At 36.5% G+C, this 20,828-nt stretch carries 20 protein-coding genes; 13 read left to right on the forward strand and 7 right to left on the reverse strand.

The window, feature by feature from the left end; translation table 11 throughout:
• The first annotated feature begins 58 nt into the window (after nt 1-58).
• Nucleotides 59-1,189, forward strand: a complete 1,131-nt coding sequence (gene tgt, locus AC3FI7_RS17660) for a tRNA guanosine(34) transglycosylase Tgt (protein ID WP_491460617.1) — start codon at nt 59-61, stop codon at nt 1,187-1,189.
• 6 nt (nt 1,190-1,195) lie between these two features.
• On the forward strand, nt 1,196-2,308 hold the full coding sequence (locus AC3FI7_RS17665) for an LptF/LptG family permease (protein ID WP_142726404.1): 1,113 nt from the start codon (nt 1,196-1,198) through the stop codon (nt 2,306-2,308).
• Here AC3FI7_RS17665 and AC3FI7_RS17670 read toward each other — a convergent pair.
• Complete coding sequence (locus AC3FI7_RS17670) at nt 2,302-3,015, reverse strand: biotin--[acetyl-CoA-carboxylase] ligase (protein WP_491460618.1); 714 nt, start codon at nt 3,013-3,015, stop codon at nt 2,302-2,304. The genes AC3FI7_RS17665 and AC3FI7_RS17670 overlap by 7 nt on opposite strands.
• A gap of 87 nt (nt 3,016-3,102) precedes the next feature.
• On the opposite strand from AC3FI7_RS17670, the gene rsfS reads away from it, so the two are divergent.
• From rsfS to AC3FI7_RS17715, 9 genes are all read left to right on the forward strand, one after another.
• Nucleotides 3,103-3,468 (forward strand): ribosome silencing factor, encoded by a 366-nt coding sequence (rsfS, locus tag AC3FI7_RS17675; protein ID WP_142726406.1) that lies wholly within the window; start codon nt 3,103-3,105, stop codon nt 3,466-3,468.
• A 20-nt stretch (nt 3,469-3,488) separates the two neighbouring features.
• Nucleotides 3,489-5,510 (forward strand): ATP-dependent zinc metalloprotease FtsH, encoded by a 2,022-nt coding sequence (gene ftsH / locus AC3FI7_RS17680; RefSeq protein ID WP_291901528.1) that lies wholly within the window; start codon nt 3,489-3,491, stop codon nt 5,508-5,510.
• A 134-nt stretch (nt 5,511-5,644) separates the two neighbouring features.
• A complete protein-coding gene (locus AC3FI7_RS17685) occupies nt 5,645-6,226 on the forward strand; it encodes an LUD domain-containing protein (RefSeq protein WP_291901531.1) in 582 nt (193 codons plus the stop codon).
• Between the two features lie 23 nt (nt 6,227-6,249).
• A complete protein-coding gene (locus AC3FI7_RS17690; RefSeq protein WP_142726409.1) occupies nt 6,250-7,122 on the forward strand; it encodes a phosphatidate cytidylyltransferase in 873 nt (290 codons plus the stop codon).
• A 4-nt stretch (nt 7,123-7,126) separates the two neighbouring features.
• A complete protein-coding gene (locus AC3FI7_RS17695) occupies nt 7,127-7,783 on the forward strand; it encodes a phosphatidylserine decarboxylase family protein (RefSeq protein WP_343660318.1) in 657 nt (218 codons plus the stop codon).
• 447 nt (nt 7,784-8,230) lie between these two features.
• The gene (locus AC3FI7_RS17700) at nt 8,231-9,223 is read left to right on the forward strand and encodes a helix-turn-helix transcriptional regulator (protein WP_142726411.1); all 993 of its coding nucleotides are present in this window, start codon (nt 8,231-8,233) and stop codon (nt 9,221-9,223) included.
• Between the two features lie 97 nt (nt 9,224-9,320).
• Nucleotides 9,321-9,737 (forward strand): transposase, encoded by a 417-nt coding sequence (locus AC3FI7_RS17705; protein ID WP_142726412.1) that lies wholly within the window; start codon nt 9,321-9,323, stop codon nt 9,735-9,737.
• A gap of 1 nt (nt 9,738) precedes the next feature.
• Nucleotides 9,739-10,059 (forward strand): helix-turn-helix domain-containing protein, encoded by a 321-nt coding sequence (locus AC3FI7_RS17710; protein ID WP_142726413.1) that lies wholly within the window; start codon nt 9,739-9,741, stop codon nt 10,057-10,059.
• 250 nt (nt 10,060-10,309) lie between these two features.
• Nucleotides 10,310-12,112, forward strand: a complete 1,803-nt coding sequence (locus AC3FI7_RS17715) for a phage tail-like protein (RefSeq protein ID WP_491460619.1) — start codon at nt 10,310-10,312, stop codon at nt 12,110-12,112.
• A gap of 48 nt (nt 12,113-12,160) precedes the next feature.
• Here the strand turns inward: AC3FI7_RS17715 and AC3FI7_RS17720 are convergent, their stop codons facing one another.
• The 4 genes from AC3FI7_RS17720 to AC3FI7_RS17735 form a co-directional block, all read right to left on the reverse strand.
• Entirely contained in the window at nt 12,161-12,508 is a 348-nt protein-coding gene (locus AC3FI7_RS17720) for a DUF1801 domain-containing protein (protein ID WP_343660314.1), read from the reverse strand.
• Between the two features lie 17 nt (nt 12,509-12,525).
• Nucleotides 12,526-14,364 (reverse strand): ABC transporter ATP-binding protein, encoded by a 1,839-nt coding sequence (locus AC3FI7_RS17725; protein ID WP_142726416.1) that lies wholly within the window; start codon nt 14,362-14,364, stop codon nt 12,526-12,528.
• A 232-nt stretch (nt 14,365-14,596) separates the two neighbouring features.
• Nucleotides 14,597-15,517, reverse strand: a complete 921-nt coding sequence (locus AC3FI7_RS17730; protein ID WP_343660313.1) for a M28 family peptidase — start codon at nt 15,515-15,517, stop codon at nt 14,597-14,599.
• Nucleotides 15,518-15,691: 174 nt separating this feature from the next.
• Entirely contained in the window at nt 15,692-16,081 is a 390-nt protein-coding gene (locus AC3FI7_RS17735; protein WP_142726418.1) for a DUF4293 family protein, read from the reverse strand.
• A gap of 144 nt (nt 16,082-16,225) precedes the next feature.
• On the opposite strand from AC3FI7_RS17735, the gene rho reads away from it, so the two are divergent.
• Together rho and AC3FI7_RS17745 are read left to right on the forward strand one after the other, a co-directional pair.
• Nucleotides 16,226-18,058: a transcription termination factor Rho gene (gene rho, locus AC3FI7_RS17740; RefSeq protein WP_491460620.1), complete on the forward strand. Its 1,833-nt coding sequence runs from the start codon at nt 16,226-16,228 to the stop codon at nt 18,056-18,058.
• A gap of 259 nt (nt 18,059-18,317) precedes the next feature.
• Nucleotides 18,318-18,914 carry a superoxide dismutase gene (locus AC3FI7_RS17745; RefSeq protein WP_142726420.1) on the forward strand — a complete coding sequence of 199 codons (597 nt, stop codon included), beginning with the start codon at nt 18,318-18,320 and terminating at the stop codon, nt 18,912-18,914.
• A gap of 67 nt (nt 18,915-18,981) precedes the next feature.
• Here AC3FI7_RS17745 and AC3FI7_RS17750 read toward each other — a convergent pair whose 3' ends face one another.
• Together AC3FI7_RS17750 and AC3FI7_RS17755 are read right to left on the reverse strand one after the other, a co-directional pair.
• Entirely contained in the window at nt 18,982-19,401 is a 420-nt protein-coding gene (locus AC3FI7_RS17750; RefSeq protein WP_142726421.1) for a DUF6146 family protein, read from the reverse strand.
• Between the two features lie 51 nt (nt 19,402-19,452).
• Nucleotides 19,453-20,643: an endonuclease/exonuclease/phosphatase family protein gene (locus AC3FI7_RS17755; RefSeq protein WP_142726422.1), complete on the reverse strand. Its 1,191-nt coding sequence runs from the start codon at nt 20,641-20,643 to the stop codon at nt 19,453-19,455.
• Nucleotides 20,644-20,828: the final 185 nt, after the last annotated feature.

The following is a 20,828-nucleotide window of genomic DNA, read 5'->3' on the forward strand; positions in this document are numbered from 1 at the left end:
GGAGTTTCTGTCCTGCAGAAAGTCACTGAGAAAAACAGTGTATCAAAAAAGTATAGAAATGAAATTTTTTAATATAGAAAAAACCTCTGAAGGAAAAGCCAGAGCAGGGGAAATTACCACAGATCACGGGAAGGTTCAAACGCCTATTTTTATGCCTGTGGGAACTGTTGCAAGTGTGAAAACAGTTCATCAGAGAGAATTAAAAGAAGACATTAAAGCCCAGATCATTCTGGGAAATACCTATCACCTTTATCTTCGTCCTGGAATGGAAACGATGCAGGATGCAGGTGGTTTACACAAATTCATGAACTGGGACCTTCCTATTCTTACCGATTCCGGAGGTTTTCAGGTTTTTTCTCTGGCCAGTAACAGAAAGATGACGGAAGAAGGGGCAAGATTCAAATCTCATATCGATGGAAGTTATCACATGTTTTCTCCTGAGAGATCAATGGAAATTCAAAGACAGATCGGAGCCGATATTTTTATGGCTTTCGATGAATGTACTCCTTATCCATGCGAATATAACCAGGCAAAATCATCTATGGAGCTCACCCATCGCTGGCTGAAAAGATGTATTGAATGGACAGATAATAATCCCGAATTATACGGACACAAGCAAAGACTTTTCCCGATTGTTCAGGGATCTACTTACTCCGATCTCAGAAAAATCTCTGCAGAAGTGATTTCTGAAGCAGGAGCAGAAGGAAACGCCATTGGAGGACTTTCCGTTGGAGAGCCTGAAGAAGAAATGTACAGAATTACAGATGAAGTGACAGATATCCTTCCGAAAGAAAAACCAAGATACCTGATGGGAGTGGGTACTCCATGGAATATCCTGGAGTCTATCGGGCTGGGAATTGATATGATGGATTGTGTAATGCCGACAAGAAATGCAAGAAATGCAATGCTTTTCACATGGCAGGGGGTGATGAATCTTAAAAATGAAAAATGGAAGCGTGATTTTTCGCCTCTGGATGAATTTGGGACCAGTTTTGTAGATCGTGAATATTCAAAAGCGTATCTTCGTCACCTGTTTGTATCTAAAGAATACCTGGCAAAACAGATTGCTTCAATTCATAATCTTGCATTCTACCTGGATTTGGTAAAAGTAGCAAGAGAACATATTATTGCCGGAGATTTCTATGAATGGAAAAACTTAGTGGTGCCGGTTCTTAGACAAAGACTGTAAGAGAGTATGCTTAAAATTGTAGACAGATATATCATTAAAAAATACCTTGGAACGTTCAGTTTCATGTTGGTATTGTTGTCTATAGTCGTATTGGTAATTGATGTTCAGCAGAAGATTCCAAGGATAGAAAATGCGAAAGCCATTGATCCGAAGCTGGATCTGATGTATTTCCTTGTTCATTTTTATCCGTTCTGGATTATCAATCTTGTGGTGACCTTTCTTTCCATTCTGGTTTTTATTTCGGTGATCTATTTTACTTCCAGAATGGCAAATAATACCGAAATTGTTGCCATTATCAGTAGTGGAGCAAGCTTTCACAGGTTTTCCAAACCTTACCTCCTTACCTCCATTTTTATCGGTCTGATTGCTCTGGTGGTATATCATATGGTGCTGCCATGGGCTAATATCAAGAAAAATGAGCTGGAGGCCTATACATATAATGCAGCCAATAAAGAAAAGATTTTGGGAACGGCTCCGGCCTCCTCACAGCTGAGCAAAACAGAATACATTTTTGTTGATTCCTGGAATAAGAGAGAGAAAAGAGGATCAAGTTTCGTTTATCAGAAATATGATAAAGACAGAAAAATGACTTATGAGCTGAAAGCGAGCGAAGTATATTGGGACAAAGAAAAAAAACAGTTTGTTTTAAATAATTATTTAGAAAAAACAATCAACAGGGACAATACCGAAAAGCTGAATAACGGAATCGAATTAAGAAAAAATTATGGACATTCACCGGAAGAACTTTTTCCTAATGAGCTTCTGGGACAAAATAAAACCACCCCCGAACTCTTAAAATTTATTGAAAGAGAAAAGGCAAGAGGAAACAGTAACCTGAATTCTTACCTGAATGAGCTTCACCAAAGAACATCTATGCCTGTTTCGATCATTATTCTGACATTCCTGGCACTTTCCCTGTCATCACAAAAGAAAAGAGGGGGATTGGGTATCAACCTTGCCATAGGGATTTCATTGGCTTTTATTTTCGTGTTTTCATTTGAAGCCCTAAAAGTGGTTTCTGAAAACAAAAGCTTGTCTCCGGCTGTAGCGATGTGGCTGCCCAATATGGTGTTTTTGCCGCTTACGCTTTATCTTTACATTAAAAGAGCCAATCAGTAAAGGAGTTTTACTTCCTTATGATAAAAGGAGCGCATTCCGTCTTCCAGCTCGATCCAAAGTTCACCTTTTTCGTCTGCATTACGGATGATGCCATTTTGTCGTTCTTTTTCAATTTCAAAGACTGATATCTGATCTTTTCTGAAAAGGTTTTTGTTAAATCCATCCAGTATTTTCCGGTCGGGAGGGATATTTTTTAGTTTTTCGCACAGATATTCATGCAGATTCAAAGCAAGCTCTTCCAGATCAAAATGAATGCCTGTCTGCGTCAGGAGTGATCCTGCATGAGATATTTCGTCAAAATTTTCCTGAAGAATGTTAATCCCGGCTCCTATGATGAAATAATTATTTTGATTAATTTTTTTCTTTTCTATTAAAATTCCAACGATTTTTTTACCTTTAAGGATGATATCATTCGGCCACTTGATCTTTACCTCAGAGTCAGACAATTTGGCAAGGAAATCCCGGATAACCATTGCGGTATAATAATTGAATATAAAGTCGGAGCACAAGATGTTCTGAGTATTCACTGCCAGCGTATAAGCCAGATTTTTTCCGGCAGTCTGAGTCCAGATATTTCCATACTGACCACGGCCTTTAGTTTGATTAAAAGTATGAAGCCCTATAAAATTTGAATCTCCGTAAAGTAAAAACTTTGATATTTCGTCATTAGTAGAAGAACATTCTTTCAGGTAGAAGAGTTGGCTCATTTAAGAAAACTTTAAGACATTAAGAGGGTAAAAGTAAGGTTAAAGTAAAGAAAAAACAATAAATTTGCAGATTATAGTATTTTTTTAATGAATAAAACAGCAGAAAAACAAGCGTTAATAGATAAAATCGTTGAAGCTATCCAGGATGTAAAAGGAGAGGACATTATGATCTTTGATCTTTCCAATATCGAAAACTCCGTAGCAGAGACGTTCGTGATATGTAGTGGAAACTCAAATACACAGGTTTCTGCATTGGCAGGGAGTGTAGAGAAAAAAGTGAGAAACGAACTGAAGGACAGACCTTGGCATGTAGAAGGTACGGAAAATGCAATGTGGGTATTGGTAGATTATGTTTCAGTGGTGGTTCATATATTTCAAAAACAGGTACGTGAGTACTATGATATAGAAGAGCTTTGGGGTGACGCCGTCATTACCAAAATTGAAAATGAGTAATAAAATTTTAAAAAGTTTAAATGAATAATAAAGGATTCAACTGGTTCTTTCCCATTGCAATCATAGCTCTTTTGCTATTTTTTGGCTCCAATTTCCTTGGAGGTGATAGTGCAAAATCTATTGATGAGGATGGTTTCTTTAGAGAAATGCAGGCGGGGAAAGTCCAGAATATAATTATATACAAAGACATAGAGAAAGCTGATGTTTTCCTTACAAAAGAGGCAAAATCAGCAATGGTTTCCAAAACAGGAAAGGAAAACAACCCTTTTTCGGCGTTAGATATGACTCCTAAAGCAGATTTTTCTGTGAAATACGGAGATCTTCAGCTTTTCCTTCAGAAATTTGAACAGATCAAAGCGACCAATCCGGCAATCAAAACAACTAAAGATTACGGAACAGGTAAAAGTGCCTTAATGGATATTTTAGTTCCTGCACTGGTTTGGATTTCAATTCTAGGGTTATTCTACTTTCTTCTTTTCAGGAAGATGGGTGGAGGAGGAGGCCCTGGCGGACAAATCTTCTCTATTGGAAAATCTAAAGCGAAACTTTTTGACGAAAAAGAAAGGATTCAGGTAACATTCAAAGATGTTGCAGGACTTGAAGGAGCAAAAGAAGAGGTTCAGGAAGTTGTGGATTTTCTTAAAAACTCTGAGAAATATACAAAACTGGGAGGTAAAATTCCTAAGGGAGTCCTTTTGGTAGGCCCTCCGGGAACAGGTAAAACCTTATTGGCAAAAGCTGTTGCAGGGGAAGCTAAAGTTCCGTTTTTCTCACTGTCGGGTTCTGATTTTGTTGAAATGTTTGTGGGGGTAGGCGCTTCAAGAGTGAGAGATCTTTTTGCCCAGGCCAAAGCAAAATCTCCGGCGATCATCTTTATCGATGAGATTGATGCTATCGGACGTGCAAGAGGAAAGAATAATTTCTCCGGCGGAAACGACGAAAGAGAAAATACATTGAACCAGCTTCTTACAGAGATGGATGGTTTCGGAACCGATACGAATGTTATCGTAATGGCTGCAACCAACAGAGCCGATATCCTTGATAAAGCTTTGATGAGAGCAGGACGTTTTGACCGTTCTATTTATGTAGACCTGCCGGAGCTTCATGAAAGAAGACAGATCTTTGACGTTCACTTGAAAAAGATTAAGCTTGATGACAATGTAGACAGAGAATTCCTTGCAAAACAGACCCCTGGATTCAGTGGTGCAGATATTGCCAACGTTTGTAATGAAGCAGCACTTATCGCCGCAAGAAATAACCATACATCAGTTACAAAGCAGGATTTTCTTGATGCTGTGGACAGAATCATCGGAGGTCTTGAGAAGAAAAACAAAGCCATCAAACCTTCTGAAAAAAGAAGAGTGGCTTACCACGAGGCTGGACATGCTACTATTTCCTGGCTGGTAGAGCACGCATCACCGCTTTTAAAAGTGACGATTGTACCAAGGGGACGTTCATTAGGAGCAGCATGGTATCTTCCTGAAGAAAGACAGCTTACGACTACTGAGCAAATGCTGGACGAAATGTGTGCAACGTTAGGAGGTAGAGCGGCAGAGCAGGTGATTTTCAATAATATTTCAACAGGAGCGCTTTCTGATCTGGAAACGGTCACCAAGAGAGCTCAGGCAATGGTTACCATCTATGGTTTAAGTCCGAATATCGGTAATATTTCTTACTATGACAGTTCAGGCCAGTCTGAATATAACTTCGGAAAGCCATATTCTGAAGAAACTGCTACAAAGATTGATGCAGAAATCAAGTCAATCATTGAAAATCAATACGAGAGAGCGGTAAGAATTCTTGCTGAGAATAAAGACAAGCTTGACGCTTTAGCAAGTAAATTATTAGAAAAAGAAGTGATCTTCCGTGAAGATTTAGAAGAAATATTCGGAAAAAGAGCATGGGATCCGGAATTGACAGAGAAACCGGTAACCAATACTATTCCTGTAAAAGATCAGCCGGTAGTAGAGGATGCTCCTCAGATCAAAGAAAAAGAAGAGGAAAGCGAAATACAGGCTCCCGAAAGCCCAACACAGCTTTAAAGCTCTTAAAAATAGAATGAATACAACCTGACAACTTTGAAATTGTCAGGTTTTTTCATATTTAAAGAGATATTTTGGACACTATTGTAATTTATTTTCTATTTTTGTATAAAGTTGACTAAAAATAGATTAAGTTGAATTTATTCAAGAGGATTGTAAGCAAACTTACCAACCAGCCTGAAGAAGATGAAAAACAGAGCCTGGAGAAGCTTGGAGATTCGCTGAAAAATGCGGATCTCGACTATAAGTTTGCCCAATTATTTACGCATTCGGGAGGATTTTTTAATTATTGTGCAGATGAAGCGGAGGCTCTACAAACTTTAAATCAAATTATCAAAATAGAAGGTATCCACAACCTCTTCTGCTGGGATAAAGAACTTCAGAACTTTTTGAACGTGGTGAAAACTTCTTATACCTCAGAACTGCAGCAGTCAAATGATGCAGCATTCATCACCTGTGAATACCTGATCGCCTATGACGGAAGAATTATGCTTTCGCATAACAATATTCTTCATTATCATTCCTCAAGGCTTCCCGATAAAATTATCATCATTGCCAATGTTTCTCAGATTGTAAACAACCTGAATGATGCTATGGGGAAAATAAAAAGAAACGGAAATATCAAAAACCTTACTTCTATCAGCGGAAGCCAATCCAAAATGGACAGTTCTTCCAACGCCAATACAAAACTGTTTTTATTGCTGCTTGAAGATTAGCAACCACTTCTAAATTTTAAATTTTGGATAAAAATCTCATTCAAAGAACCGTATCAGGTATCGTTTATGTAGCCATCATTATTCTTTGTTCTACTCCGCTTGGAGCACAACTGCTGAACAGCATTGCCCCGGGACTTATCAAACAGCAATATCTTTATTATGGGTTAATGAGCTTGTTGCTGATCGTCGGAACATGGGAATGTGTCAAAATCATGAAATTTGGAAATGGGTACGAAAAATGGGTGGTATACCCATTGGTCATTTTTATATTTTATATTTTTTCCAAAAGATATTTTAACCATGATTTCTTTTTTGATTTCAGACTCAGTGAAATATTAGCCCTGGCTCTGATTGGCATTGCTGTGGTGACTTTATTCAAATATCCTAACGAATTATATTTCGACAGCGGAAAACTTATTTTTACCGTTATTTACGTAGCTCTGCCGTTCAGTTTTGCATTAGGCTTACCTAAGTTCTCCAGTTATAGTGACCATTTTTCTCTTGAGGTTCTGTTCCTGTTTATTCTGATCTGGAGTAGTGATACCTTTGCTTATCTGGTAGGGAAGTTTTTTGGTAAACATAAAATGGCTCCTAAAATTTCTCCCAAAAAAACATGGGAAGGATATGCCGGAGGAGTTGTTTTAACATTGATTTTATCTTATTTTATTGAACATTATCAGCCTGAATTGAGAGGAAACTGGATGATTGTAGGATTTTTGGTTGCAGCCTTTGCTCCATTAGGAGATTTGGTAGAGAGTCAATTGAAAAGAAATTTCGGTGTGAAAGACAGTGGAAACATCATTCCGGGACATGGAGGAGTTTTAGACAGGCTGGATAGTTTTATTATCTGCGTTCCTGTCGTATATTTGTACTTTATTTTAGAAAAATTTATTTAATCTCATGAAATTACATAGAGAATCAAAAGGAACGATTACCGTTGCGACTATACTTTTTATTATTGTAAGCGCTTTAGCGATTTATTTCCTTAAAATATGGTCACTGTTGATCATCATGCCTTTGTTGGTTATTTACAGTTTAGTCTTCTGGTTTTTCAGAGTTCCAAACCGTAATATTCTTGACCACAGAGAAAATGTGATCGCTCCGGTGGACGGAAAAGTGGTAATGATCAAAGAAGTAGAAGAGGATGAATTTATAAAAGGGAAAGCAATTCAGGTTTCTATTTTTATGTCTCCATTGAATGTTCACATCTGTAGATATCCGGTTTCGGGAGAAGTTATCTATAAGAAATATCACCCGGGGAAATATCTGGTGGCATGGCATGAAAAGTCTTCTACGGAAAATGAAAGAACTACAGTAGCAGTACAAACTTTCACCAACCATAAAGTAGTTTTCAGACAGATTGCCGGATATGTAGCCAGAAGGATAGTATTCTACTGTAATGAAGGTGATAAAGCAAAAGCAGGACACGAGTTCGGGTTTATCAAATTCGGCTCCAGAATGGATGTTTTCCTGCCTTTGGATACTGAGATTATCTGTAAGATCGGAGATGTCACGAAAGGAGGTTTGGATGTAATTGCCAAACTGAAGGAAAATTAAAATTCTTATTAAATATAAACGCAAAAAGAGGGTCATTAAGGCTCTCTTTTTTGCTTTATAGGGGGTATATTTTGTTGAGTTTAACTACGCATGAGTGATATTGAGTACTGAGGGATTAAAGCTTATTTGTACAGATCAATAATTTTGCAGCTACACAAACACAGGTTATAAACGCTTTTATACCCATACAGAAAATGACTGAATATGACATATGATTTTAAGTGCTGATTTTTTTAATATTGATCAGGTTTGTTGAATAAACTAATCAGATTTTTACTAAATTAGAATGGAAAAACACGAATCATATTCTTTTATCACTGAAATTACAGACAGCTGTTTTGCTTGGTCAGTTTTTATGTCGTTTAAAAGCTATTAACATTGGAAAATTTATGCTTTCAGTAGTGCAAATGCCAATTTGAGCTTGTGAAAACATAAAAAAACAACAGGATGATTTATAAGTTTTTCTTTAAAGTGATCAACGATGAAGCAGAGAAAATGGATGATGGTTTTGAAAGCAGCTATCTGAATCTTATTAACCGGTATCTGCTTTTGTTATTTTTCATATTTCTATTTTATTCCATTTTTATTATTACTTTTTTCGGAGATAAGCTGATCTCAACATTTCTTACGGTTATTACTTTTTTCTGGTTGTTTTTAATGGCTGTAAAAGGAAAGACAAAACGATTTAAAACAATTTTGAAACCTTTCATTATCGGGATATTTGTTTTACTTACGTTTATAGTCAACTTCTTTAATATTTATACTTACAAAAATGCTGGTGTAGAGTATTTTTATTTTTGTCTTCTGTTTGCTGTCCCGTTTTTTTTAAACTATAAAAAAGATGCCTATTCTATTTTTTTTATTACTTTAATGATCAGTATTAACTTTATTATATGTCTGTACTTTGATTTTGACTTCCTGCCTAAAAGCCGGTTTTTAGAAAAAAAGGATTTTAAAATAATAAAATCATTGAATATTTTGTTCTCTATTGCCTCTTTTCTGATGGATATTGTCTTTATTACACAGAAAGATGAACTTATTAACGGTTTGATAACCGATAAAAAAGTAAAAGACTCTACCATCAAAGATCTTGTCAAAACAAATACAGAACTGATGAAGCATCAGATGCTTATCAATCATCTTTCAGAAGAAAATATTCAGGAGATACTGAATCTGGCAGAAACTAACTCTCCGGTCTTTTTTGAAAAATTTCAAGTGTTTTTTCCTTATTTTATTCCGGAAATTCTAAAAATAAACCCTAATCTGATCCATTCTGAATTATATTTCTGTGCTTTAATGAAACTTGATTTTGATACGAAGAAGATCGCACAATGTACCAATAACAGCATTCGCGCAGTAGAAAGCAAAAAATACAGAATACGAAAAAAACTCAATATTCCTTCTGAGATCAATATCAATAGTTACCTTATTAAAATTTAAACAGAATTCCGATTTTTATTACTCATACGTAGTCTTAAGTAGTGTCTGATGGTTTTTATTGTTTTTCTTGTCAATATTTTTAAATAAAAATGTTGTGATGAATATTAAGAACATTCATATCGGACCACTGATCAGATCTAAAGTGGAAGAATATGGGCTTCCCATAGAAAGAATCTGCCGCTTTTTAGACAAAACAGAAGATGACATAGAAAAAATGTATAATGCCAAAAGCATTGATACTGAAGTTCTGTTGAAATGGTGTAAACTTTTGAAATTTGATTTTTTCAGGTTTTATACAGGGCATTTGATTTTGTATGCTCCACCGCTTGTAAGAATTCAAAAGGCGGGAAAGGATAAGGAAAATACAATCATCTTCAGGAAGAATATCTATACAAAGGAAATAAAGGATTTTATACTTGAGAAGATAGAGACGGGAACAATGACCGCCGGTGAAGCGGTTGAACGATATAAGATTCCCAAGACAACCTTATATAAATGGATGAAAAAAATATAAAATGATGCCTGATTACAAACAGATTTATACTGACATTCTTGAGGAGAAATTTCCTGAAAAATTAACAGATGCTCACGTCAGATATCAACTTGAATCACTGTATTCTGCTATTGACGTTCTGAAATTTAATCAGTTGATTTTTGGGGAACCTGACTATACAACCGGGATTAATAATCAACAACTGCGTTCTTATGATAAAGAGTCTGTTTTGAAAATTCTCAGATATCAGCAGAAAAATAAACTTACCAATCTTCAGCTTAGCAGCCATTTTAAAATAAGCCGGAATACAATTGCCCGGTGGAAGGCTATTTTTAAAATATGAAGGATATGAAATCTGTTTAAGTTGAAGTATGTTTTTTTTAATTAAATAAGGTTTGATGGAATAACTGAATTTCTTTATTTGTGGGTTTGTTTATTTAAAATTATAGCTGTTTGTGAGTTTTACTACGTGTGAGTAGTATTGCGTATTGTGAGGTGATTTGATAATTGTAGGTTGATGATATTTTTGTCCCAATTAAATGACTTATTTAAATCTTATGTATTAAACAATTATAACTTATACAACTTATACAATGATGAGCACAAAATTTACTATGCCTCCGATCAAAGCCCTGCTTATAACGCTGATCTTTGCCTTTGGAAAATACTATTCTCAAGGCACCAATGGTGCTGTAGGAATTAATACCACAACACCCAATGCCAATTCTGTATTGGATATCGTTTCGGGTAATAATAACAAAGGAATATTTATTCCCCGTTTAACTGAGGCCCAGCGAAATGCAATTGTAATCAACACATCTCAGGATGATGGGTTGACGGTTTACAATACGACAGAAGACTGCCTTAATTACTGGAGCCTTGCTGATAATGAATGGAAAAGTGTCTGCGGACAGATGGGAAAATCTGTTTTTACGGTAGACTGCCCAAATTCCAAAGCAATGGGAAGCTATGTGAAAGGTAAAGATCTTACCAATTCCAATTATCTGAGCATTGCGGTTAATGTAACAAAGATTGGAAATTATACAATTACCGGGACTACTTCAAACGGATATAATTTTTACGGAACCGGGGTGTTCCTTAATACAGGAACACAAACGGTACAGGTCCCGGGCCAGGGTAATCCTCAGAATATCCAGACCGATAATATTGCAATTGATGCCAATGGTACCGAAGTAACATGTACTCCAGCGGTCTCTGTTACTGTTCTTAGCCCTTCAGGAACGTATACCATGAGTTGTGGAAGTGCAACCGTAAACGGAGTGTACAAAGTGGGAACGGCTCTTACGTCTTCCAATACGATTACTTTACCTGTCAATGTCTCAGCATTGGGTAGTTACACCATTACCACGAATACGGTAGATGGTATCTCTTTCAGTGGCTCCGGAACATTTACCTCTACGGGAAATCAGAATATTACCTTAAACGGATCGGGAACTCCGTCTTCTACATCTGTGAAAACAATTACAATTACTTCTGATAGTCAGGGAGGAGTGTCTACAACTTGTTCTGTCAATGTAATTGTTGTCATTCCTAAAAAAACAGTTTTACATATCGGACTGGAAACAGTCTATGGTTATAGTGCTTATACTGGTCCTTCGCGAAGCCTTATGGATTCCCCGACAAACTTTGGAGTTACTGCTTCAAGTATTATTAAATCTGAAGGCTTTAACCATATATCTTTAGGCAATGCACCTTCATCAGCTGCTCTTCAGACAGCGCTTAATAATAAACCGGATATTGTTGTAATTGGATACAGCTATACACCTAATACGACGGATGCTGGTAATATAGCTTCCTACTTAAATAAAAAAGGAGTTGTAATTGCTTTTGTAGACGATGTAACTACTTCACAAAATTTACTTAGGGGAATTTTTTCTGATCCTACAATTTCAGCGGCCAACGGAGCCGGAGCGGGTTCTGTCTATGCACTTAGCAATTCTGATGATCCGGTCCTTAACGGTCCTTTTGGAGATGTAAGAGGAAAAAACTGGGGTGAAGATGCTTCTACAACAGTAAATGTTTCAGGATTGACAAGCGGTTTTACTCCTTATAGTTTTGCCCAGCCTATCAACAGTACTACGAGCAGAACAGGGATTTCAGGATTAAGAAGTACTAATCTAAACTTTATCTGGTTTGGAGACGGAGGATTCTTAAGTAATGAAAACGCCAACGGAAATCAATATACAAGTAATACTATTGAACCGTTTGTAGCACCAAGCTCGGGGGGATATTTACCTGTTCAGAAATCTGCCTACGGATATGCAGGAAATGGATATACTGCAGGCTCAATGCAGGTTCAAAATTCAATACTTTTTGCCAATATGCTCGCCTGGGCAATTCAACAGGCAGAATTCAACGGCATAAACACACAATGATGACGTTTTTAAAGAAGGCTCCGGTACGATTATTCGTACCGGAGTTTTTTATTTTATATATCTTTTAATTTCTTCTGTCAGATTGATGATAAATTCTACAGAAAGATCTTTTTCCATATCAATAAGAAGGATCTTGAACTTCTTTCTGCCGTCCTGTATCAGTTCAGGATAATCCAGCTTATCTCCATGGTAAAAGCTGATATAGTGTTTCTTATATTTTTTGCTGTAATAAAAATAGCACAGCATTTTCTTTTTATATTTGATAAATGGAAGCCCAAAACTGAATGTTTCTGAAATATTCTCGGGATCTGAAGCCAGAATCTTATCACGCAAAAATAAAAGAGTACTTCTTTCAGGCTCTTCGATTCTGTAGAAATACTCCTGTATAGGGTTCATTTTAATTCAGTTAAGGATTAATCAAAATTTTGAAGTTCGACAAGCTTGTGATACATTCCTCTTTTTGCAATCAGGTCATGGTGGGTTCCCTGTTCTACAATATCGCCTTTTTCCATTACTACAATCCAGTCTGCTTTCTGAATGGTTGAAAGACGGTGAGCAATGACCAAAGAAGTTCTGTTCTCCATCATTTTTTCAAGAGCATCCTGTACAAATCTTTCAGATTCCGTATCCAGCGCGGACGTGGCTTCATCCAGAATCATGATTGGTGGGTTTTTCAATACGGCTCTTGCTATAGAAACCCTCTGTTTCTGACCTCCGGAAAGCTTGTTTCCGTCATCCCCGATGTTGGTATCATATCCCTCGGAAAGATTGGAGATGAAAGAATCTGCATTGGCGATTTTAGCTGCTGCAATTACTTCATCTTTGGTAGCATCAGGTTTACCCATCAGGATATTATTATAAACAGAATCATTGAATAATACTGATTCCTGTGTTACCATTCCCAGGAGCTGTCGGTACTCCTGTAATTTTAGATGTTTGATGTCTGTACCGTCTATCAGGATTTCCCCTTCCGAAACATCATAGAATCTTGCTAAAAGATTGGCAATGGTTGTTTTACCACTTCCGCTTTGTCCTACCAAAGCCACCGTTTTTCCCTTAGGAATGGTTAAATTGAAGTTTTTAAGAATAAGATTCGCTTTATCATAATAGAATCCAATATCTTTAAATTCAATACTATTCTGAAGCGTTGTGATAGATACAGGCTCTGCAATTTCTTCAATCTTTACATCGGCTTCAAGGATTTCCAATACTCTCTTCAGGGAAGCTTCTCCCTTTTGAACGTTAGAAATAGAAGTAGATAAACTTTTTGCAGGAGGTAAAATCTGGAAGAACATTCCTAAAAATACAAGGAAGTCTGCCGGAGAAATACTTTGCTCAACAATAATTTGTTTTCCTCCATACCAGGCAATGATCAGGAAGGTAATAGAGCCTAAGAATTCGCTCATTGGAGAAGCCAGTTCTTTCTTTTTACCCAAATTAATAGAGCTTGAAATCCATTTGTTCATAGAATGCATGAATCTGTTATTCATGATTTTCTCACCATTAAATATTTTAATGACTTTTGAAGATTTCAATGTTTCATCCACAATGGAGAAAATGGTTCCCAGCTCACTTTGTGCTTCATGTGAATCTTTTTTAAGGCTTTTTCCGATCAGTGCAATCATTGTTCCCATTACAGGAAGAACCAGTAAAGAGAAAAGAGTCATTTCCGGGCTCAGGAAAAATAAAGTGACTAAGGTGCTGATCAGCATAAAAGGGGCGTTGATCAGTTCAATTAAGCTTCCTAAAATATTTCCCTCTACTTCTCCTACGTCATTAGACATACGGGACATCATATCTCCCTTTCTGCTCTCCGTAAAGAATGAAACAGGAAGAGAAAGTATTTTTCTATACATCGCTCCACGCAAGTCTTTGGTTACGCCCACGCGGTAATTGATCAATAATAAAGAACCGAAATACCGGAATGCATTTCTTAAAAAGAACATAAATGCAGTAATTATACACAGCCAGGCAAGAACGGTAAGAGCACCATGTTCACTTACCAACGTCTGTACATAATAGTTGGAATATTCTTTTAAATAAGAGAAAAAATCAACAATCTCACCAGAATACACCGGAGCTTTTTCATACTTCTCAGGCTTTATAGTGCCAAAGAGCATTCCCAAAACGGGCAGGATGGTCCCTAAGGAAGCAATCTGAAATACAGAATACAGGATATTGAAAAATAAACTTCCGTATATATATTTCTGATGTGGTTTCGCGAACTTTAAGATTTTTTTGTATTCGTTCATTCAATGAAAAAATTGGATAGCAAAATTACGTAAAATTAAAAGATAAGACGTTCTTAATCTTGTTTTACTTTAATGGATAAGTTCCAAAAAATGTCTTTTTGTTACAATTCGGTACTATTGGGCTTTGTTTTTTTTTGACAGATACCATTGAGTATTCTGTCAAGACAGGGATAAGAAGGATGAGAGATTAATAATAAAAACCGCTGAAAAGCGGTTTTGTATGATGATCCCATTAAAATTTTACCTGGTCGTTATACTTCGGAGCAAAATTTTTAGGACTCAGTTTCTCCAGTGTTTTTCCAAAATTATTGATAATCTGTGTCATATTATCAAAATCAACAATGTTGATATCATCATTTTCGTGATGATAATGGGATGCTTTCGTCATATCAACCGTAGAGAATGAATGGGCGATAATTTTCTTTTTTACAAAGCTGACATTGTCTGAGCGGTAGAAAAGCTGTTGTTTGGCATAAGGATCTGCATTGATTTTTAATCCATTGACTGCGTTTTTATTAAACAGTTCATCAAGATCAGAGAATCCGTCACCCGTCATGTATAATGCGTTTTTCCCCCACTGAGATTCTGTAGCTACCATTTCAAAGTTGAAAAGTGCTGTCATCTTATTGTAAATAGGATCTAAATTTTTATCTGTTGAAATGGCCCTTGATCCCAACATGCCCTTCTCCTCGCCATTAAATGCCATGAAAACCATAGAGAATTCAGGTTTCTTATTTTTAAAATAATCGGCAATGCCTACAAGGGTGGTGATTCCGCTGGCATCATCATCCGCTCCGTTATAAATATTGTCTCCGCTTTTATCACTGGTCCCTATATGATCAAAATGTCCTGAAAACCCCAGGTATTGATCTGTTTTTCCCTTTTTGATCCCGCAGACATTGTACGCTGTTTTTCCATTATAGTCAAAAGGAATCAGATAGGATGTTCCGGTACAGTATTCCAGATTATTTTCTTTAAAAAGTTTAGCAATATAATTCGCTGCATTTTCATTTTCCTGAGTGCCGATTTCACGGCCTCTCATTTCATCTGATGCGAGAGTGGAAAGCACTGTTTTTACTCTGTCTTTGGAAACTGCCTGTGCAAAGGTGGCCATGGAAAATAGAGATAATGTAAGATACGTTAGCTTTTTCATTGTCTTTTATTAAAATTAAAAGTTATATGATCTGTCGCATATTGGACTAAAAAGTTGCAATGAATTTACATAAATTAATTGATCTGTACGAACTGGATGTGTATATAGAATATCAGAAAAATAAAAAACAGCTCCTTAAAAGAAGCTGTTCTCACTCAAAAAATCGTTGTAAGGCTATCGAAGTCTGTCTACAGATTTTACGAGCCTCTCATCTTTACGGATGTAAATGTTTGCAATAAGCAGACATATCACCGCGATCAATGGGAAAACCGGCTCAATACCCTTCTCAGGAAACTGAATTCCTCCGGATAAATTTAGTAACCAGTACGCCAATACACCAATCAACAAAGCGTTTATAATGATGCTGATGGTATTCAGCAAAATTTGTCTTTTCCTGTTTTTGAAACTGAAAATACTTAATGCTCCAGTAATAACAAGTATTATACAGCCGATATTAACTAACGGAATACGGTCTGAAATGACAGCATCCTGTCCTGTTATAAAAAGGAAAACAGCAGCTAAAACTGCTAATAATGTCCATATAGTTTGTATTCTCTGTAGCATTGAATATTAAATTCTTGGCAAAAATAATATAAATTTTGCACAATTCAAAAATAAGTGTAGATTTGCATTATACAATGTACTTGAAAACAAAAGTCACCGGACTTACTTTTCTTACTCACAATTAATTACATTTTTACATTAAATATGTTTAACATAGAAACGTTAAGGTCAAAATCCGTAACGGAACTGACTAAAATCTTAAAAGATTTGGGCGTTAAAGTTGCAAGAAACAGCAATGAAAATGACAAAATCTTTGCTATTCTTGACTTTCAGGCTTCTAATCCTAAAGTTGCAAAAGATTATTTCAACGCCACAGAACCTGCCAGTGTAAATACTGAAGAGGCTCCAGCAGAAAAACCTGCTAAAGCCCCGGCAAAAAAAGCTGCCCCCAAAAAAACAGCAGCCAAGCCAAAAACAAATACAAAAGCTCCGGTAGAACCTAAAGCAGAGGAAAAAACAGAAGAAAAGATACCGGCTTCTGAAGAAATAAAACCAGAAGAGCCAAAAGTTGAAACCGCTGTAGCTGCAACAACAGAAGAGTCAGCACAAACGGCTCAGGCAAAAAAGAAAAGAAAAAGAGTTTCTACCAATACAGGTAATACAGAAGTATCCCAGGAAAAAACAGAAACTCCAAAAAACACAGAATCTCAAGAGCCTGCACAGGCTGAAGAAAAGCCTAACAATCTCCCTCAACAACAGGCTAACAGACCTCAAAAAGGACACAACCATCCACAGAACAGTGGAAATCAACATAAAAATCAAAACCAGAACCAACATCAGCAGCACCAAAACCAGAATCAGAATCAAAACAGGCATTCTGACAAGGCAGAGGAGCAGAATGACCATAAAAAAGAATTTAATTTTGATGGATTGGTAAGCATTGAAGGTGTTCTGGAAATTTTACCTGACAACTACGGATTCTTACGCTCATCAGATTTCAGTTATATCTCTTCTCCTGATGATGTATATGTTTCTACAGCCCAGATCAGAAATTTTGGTTTAAAAACGGGAGACACGGTAAAAGGAATTGTAAGGCTTCCGAAAGAAGGAGAAAAATACTTTTCACTGTTAAGACCTACAGAGGTTAACGGACGTGATCTGGCATTTATCAAAGACCGTGTAGCGTTTGAATATCTGACACCTCTTTTCCCGGAAGAAAAATTCAATCTTGCAGGAAGCGGATCTACAGTGTCCACAAGAATTGTGGATTTATTTGCACCTATCGGAAAAGGGCAGAGAGCGATGATTGTTGCGCAGCCTAAAACAGGTAAAACGATGTTGCTTAAAGATATCGCGAATTCTATTGCCGCGAATCACCCGGAAGTATACATGATGGTTCTTCTGATCGATGAACGTCCGGAAGAGGTTACCGATATGGAAAGAAGTGTAAATGCAGAAGTTATTGCTTCTACGTTTGACGAAGCAGCAGAAAAGCATGTGAAAGTAGCCAACCTTGTTCTTGCAAAAGCACAAAGAATGGTAGAATGTGGTCATGATGTAGTCATCTTACTGGATTCTATCACCAGATTGGCGAGAGCATACAACACCGTAACCCCTGCATCAGGAAAAGTGCTTTCCGGTGGGGTGGATGCTAATGCTCTTCACAAACCGAAAAGATTCTTCGGAGCAGCAAGAAAAATTGAAGGAGGAGGATCTCTTACAATCATTGCCACTGCATTGATTGATACAGGATCTAAAATGGATGAAGTAATCTTTGAAGAATTCAAAGGTACAGGTAACATGGAACTTCAGCTGGATAGAAAAATCGCTAACAGAAGGATTTATCCTGCTATTGATCTTGTAGCATCAAGTACCCGTAGAGATGATCTTCTGCTTGATGAAGTAACTTCACAGAGAATGTGGATTCTGAGAAAATATCTTTCTGAGATGAATCCTGTAGAAGCTATGGAATTTGTTGATAAAAACATCAAAGGAACACTTAATAATGAAGAATTCCTGATGTCTATGAATAAATAAATTTAATTATTGTTAATTAAAAAGCATGAACCGTTGGGTTTGTGCTTTTTTTTGCTGAAATCTGAAATTCTAACAATAGCCATATTTAAAATTAAAACTGTTTTTAGTCCCAATTAGCATCTTCAAAACTTCCTTACCTGAAAATTTAATTCATTCTAAATCAATATATCAATGTTAAAGATTTATTAAAGTAATCCCCAATCTTTGATAATACCTTAAATATTGGCTATTTTTGGATATAACATTAAAAATAAAGATTATGTCATTTGAATTACCAAAATTAGGATATGCATATGATGCATTAGAGCCAACTATTGATGCAAGAACTATGGAGATCCACTATACAAAACATCACCAGGCATACATTGACAATTTAAATAAAGCAATTGAGGGAACTGAACTGGCGGGAAAAACAATTGAGGAGATCTGCCAGACAGGAACAGATAAGCCTGCAGTAAGAAATAATGGAGGTGGACACTTCAACCACTCTTTATTCTGGGAAATTTTAACTCCTGGAGGAAGCAAGGAGCCGGTAGGAAATGTAAAAGCTGCTATCGAAAATTACGGTGGTTTTGATAAGTTCAAAACTGATTTTTCTGATGCTGCCAAAACAAGATTCGGTTCAGGATGGGCTTGGTTAGTAAAAAATGCTGACGGTTCTGTATCTGTATCTTCTACACCAAACCAGGACAATCCATTAATGCCTGTAGCAGACGTTAAAGGAACTCCGGTTTTAGGATTGGACGTTTGGGAGCATGCTTATTATTTAAACTACCAAAACAGAAGACCTGACTATGTTTCTGCATTCTTCGATGTGGTAAACTGGGATAAAGTAGAGGAATTATTCAATAAATAATTTTCAGCTATTATAAAAATGAAAAGGTTCAGAAATTGCTCTGAACCTTTTTTATTAAGTTTACATTTTACCTTATGGCATCAGCTCCGGATAGTCCGTTCATTTTTAGCTTGTATTTCCAGTTTACATATGCAAAAACCTGGTATAGTTTATATTCAAACTTGATCCCATAATTTTCCTTTGGATCATAATCTATTCCGGATTCAATAATATTTCTATACCTGCCGGAATTATAATAGCTGTTCCATTCGTTGACCAGAAATGTGTTTTTTGCCTTCAGATAGGATTCTGAGTACTGACTGATGGGTTTGGCCACAGCGCTCAGAAAATAATCAAACTGGGTATCGATGACGGTAAGATCCCATTCCCCGTCTTCATTTTTGGATGGTTTCATTTCATGCTGCTCTTTATCTTTCTTTGGTGTTTCCTGAGAAAAACAGCTGAAAGGGACCAATGCGAACAATACTAATAGAATAATATTTTTCATGATTAAGGTATTTATATAAAAAAAGCACTCCAATAAGAGTGCCTAACTTTTTTATGGTTCTTTCTGAAGAACTACAAATGCCGGGAAGTGGTCACTGTAGCCTCCTGTAAACTGGTCTCCGTTCCAGGATCTGAACGGATAGCCTTTATAGTTTCCTTCCTTGTTTACAAGATAAGCAGGGGCAAAGATTTCTGCTTTATATACTGAGTATTCTTTGGTTACCTGATCTGAGATTACATTTTTAGAAACGATAATCTGATCAAAGAGGTTGGGTGCATCCTGATATGCCAAAGAAGCAACTCCTTTCTTATATAAAGGGTACATCAGGTTAAGATATGGGGTTTCTTCACTTAAATCTTTAGGGCTTGCCTGAGCTTTCAGATGATTTTTTAAACTTGGACTTACAGGATCATCATTGAAGTCACCCATTGCAAAAAGCTTTGTTGTCGGGTCTGCAGCCCTTACACTGTCCATCTGTTGTTTTAATAATGCAGCTGCGGCATTTCTTTTAGGTAAAGAAATCGCTTCACCGCCCCTTCTTGAAGGCCAGTGGTTCATGAAAAATGCTACTTTTTCATTATCTAAAAATCCTGTTACGACAAGAATATCTCTCGTATATTCTCTTTTGCCGTTGTCACCATAAATGACCAGTTCCTTTTTTAATGAATTGGTGGGGGTGAATCTTCTTTTCTGATAGATCAGGGCAACATCAATTCCTCTGTAATCATATGAATTGTAATGAATAATTCCGTAATCATATTTCTTTAAAGCAGGCTCATTGATCAGATCCTGAATAACCTGTCTGTTTTCAACCTCTATTAAACCCACTACCGCAGGAGCTGTTTTGGTATATTGTGCTCCCATTTCAGAAATTACCTTGGCTTCGTTGGCCAGTTTTGCCTTATAAATTTTTGTTCCGTAGTTTTTGGCACTTTTAGGAGTGAATTCATCAGAACCACTTTGCTCTCTTACTACTTTTTTCCCTTTTAAAGCACTGTCACTCCATGGACCATCATATTTTTCAGCTTCCAGGAACTTGATAGAATCCATAGGAATACTTCTGTGAAATGCAGGGTTTCTGATGTCTTTAGTCCCGTCAATATAATCTGCAGAGCGGATGGTGTCCCAAAGGTTTTCTACATTTAAAAAACCTACGGTAGCCACTTTTCTCAGTTTCCCTTGTTGTTGCGAGAATGCCATGATCGAAATAAAAATGGCCAACAGAGTCGAAAATCTTTTCATCTCTTTTAGTTATTATTAATACTGTTTAATTTACAAATTTACTTTTTTTTAATTCACTGCCTTTTAAATATTTGTAAATTTAAAAGCAGTAAATTGAAACACTCTTATATAATGATTCTTAAAAGTTTGCAATGTTAAGAAAAAATAATGTTAAAAAAGTTGTGAATTGTAAAATTTGATTAAAT

This window comes from Chryseobacterium sp. TQ-BC-N36, assembly GCF_058382295.1.

Coding starts and splice junctions, on each gene's coding strand:
- AC3FI7_RS17755 (WP_142726422.1), bottom strand. CDS start 20,643: ATGAAAAGATTTTCGACTCTGTTGGCCATTTTTATTTCGATCATGGCA.
- rsfS (WP_142726406.1), top strand. CDS start 3,103: ATGAATAAAACAGCAGAAAAACAAGCGTTAATAGATAAAATCGTTGAA.
- ftsH (WP_291901528.1), top strand. CDS start 3,489: ATGAATAATAAAGGATTCAACTGGTTCTTTCCCATTGCAATCATAGCT.
- AC3FI7_RS17720 (WP_343660314.1), bottom strand. CDS start 12,508: ATGAACCCTATACAGGAGTATTTCTACAGAATCGAAGAGCCTGAAAGA.
- AC3FI7_RS17705 (WP_142726412.1), top strand. CDS start 9,321: ATGAATATTAAGAACATTCATATCGGACCACTGATCAGATCTAAAGTG.
- AC3FI7_RS17745 (WP_142726420.1), top strand. CDS start 18,318: ATGTCATTTGAATTACCAAAATTAGGATATGCATATGATGCATTAGAG.
- AC3FI7_RS17715 (WP_491460619.1), top strand. CDS start 10,310: ATGATGAGCACAAAATTTACTATGCCTCCGATCAAAGCCCTGCTTATA.
- tgt (WP_491460617.1), top strand. CDS start 59: ATGAAATTTTTTAATATAGAAAAAACCTCTGAAGGAAAAGCCAGAGCA.
- AC3FI7_RS17710 (WP_142726413.1), top strand. CDS start 9,739: ATGATGCCTGATTACAAACAGATTTATACTGACATTCTTGAGGAGAAA.
- rho (WP_491460620.1), top strand. CDS start 16,226: ATGTTTAACATAGAAACGTTAAGGTCAAAATCCGTAACGGAACTGACT.
- AC3FI7_RS17670 (WP_491460618.1), bottom strand. CDS start 3,015: ATGAGCCAACTCTTCTACCTGAAAGAATGTTCTTCTACTAATGACGAA.
- AC3FI7_RS17750 (WP_142726421.1), bottom strand. CDS start 19,401: ATGAAAAATATTATTCTATTAGTATTGTTCGCATTGGTCCCTTTCAGC.
- AC3FI7_RS17725 (WP_142726416.1), bottom strand. CDS start 14,364: ATGAACGAATACAAAAAAATCTTAAAGTTCGCGAAACCACATCAGAAA.
- AC3FI7_RS17700 (WP_142726411.1), top strand. CDS start 8,231: ATGATTTATAAGTTTTTCTTTAAAGTGATCAACGATGAAGCAGAGAAA.
- AC3FI7_RS17695 (WP_343660318.1), top strand. CDS start 7,127: ATGAAATTACATAGAGAATCAAAAGGAACGATTACCGTTGCGACTATA.
- AC3FI7_RS17735 (WP_142726418.1), bottom strand. CDS start 16,081: ATGCTACAGAGAATACAAACTATATGGACATTATTAGCAGTTTTAGCT.
- AC3FI7_RS17665 (WP_142726404.1), top strand. CDS start 1,196: ATGCTTAAAATTGTAGACAGATATATCATTAAAAAATACCTTGGAACG.
- AC3FI7_RS17730 (WP_343660313.1), bottom strand. CDS start 15,517: ATGAAAAAGCTAACGTATCTTACATTATCTCTATTTTCCATGGCCACC.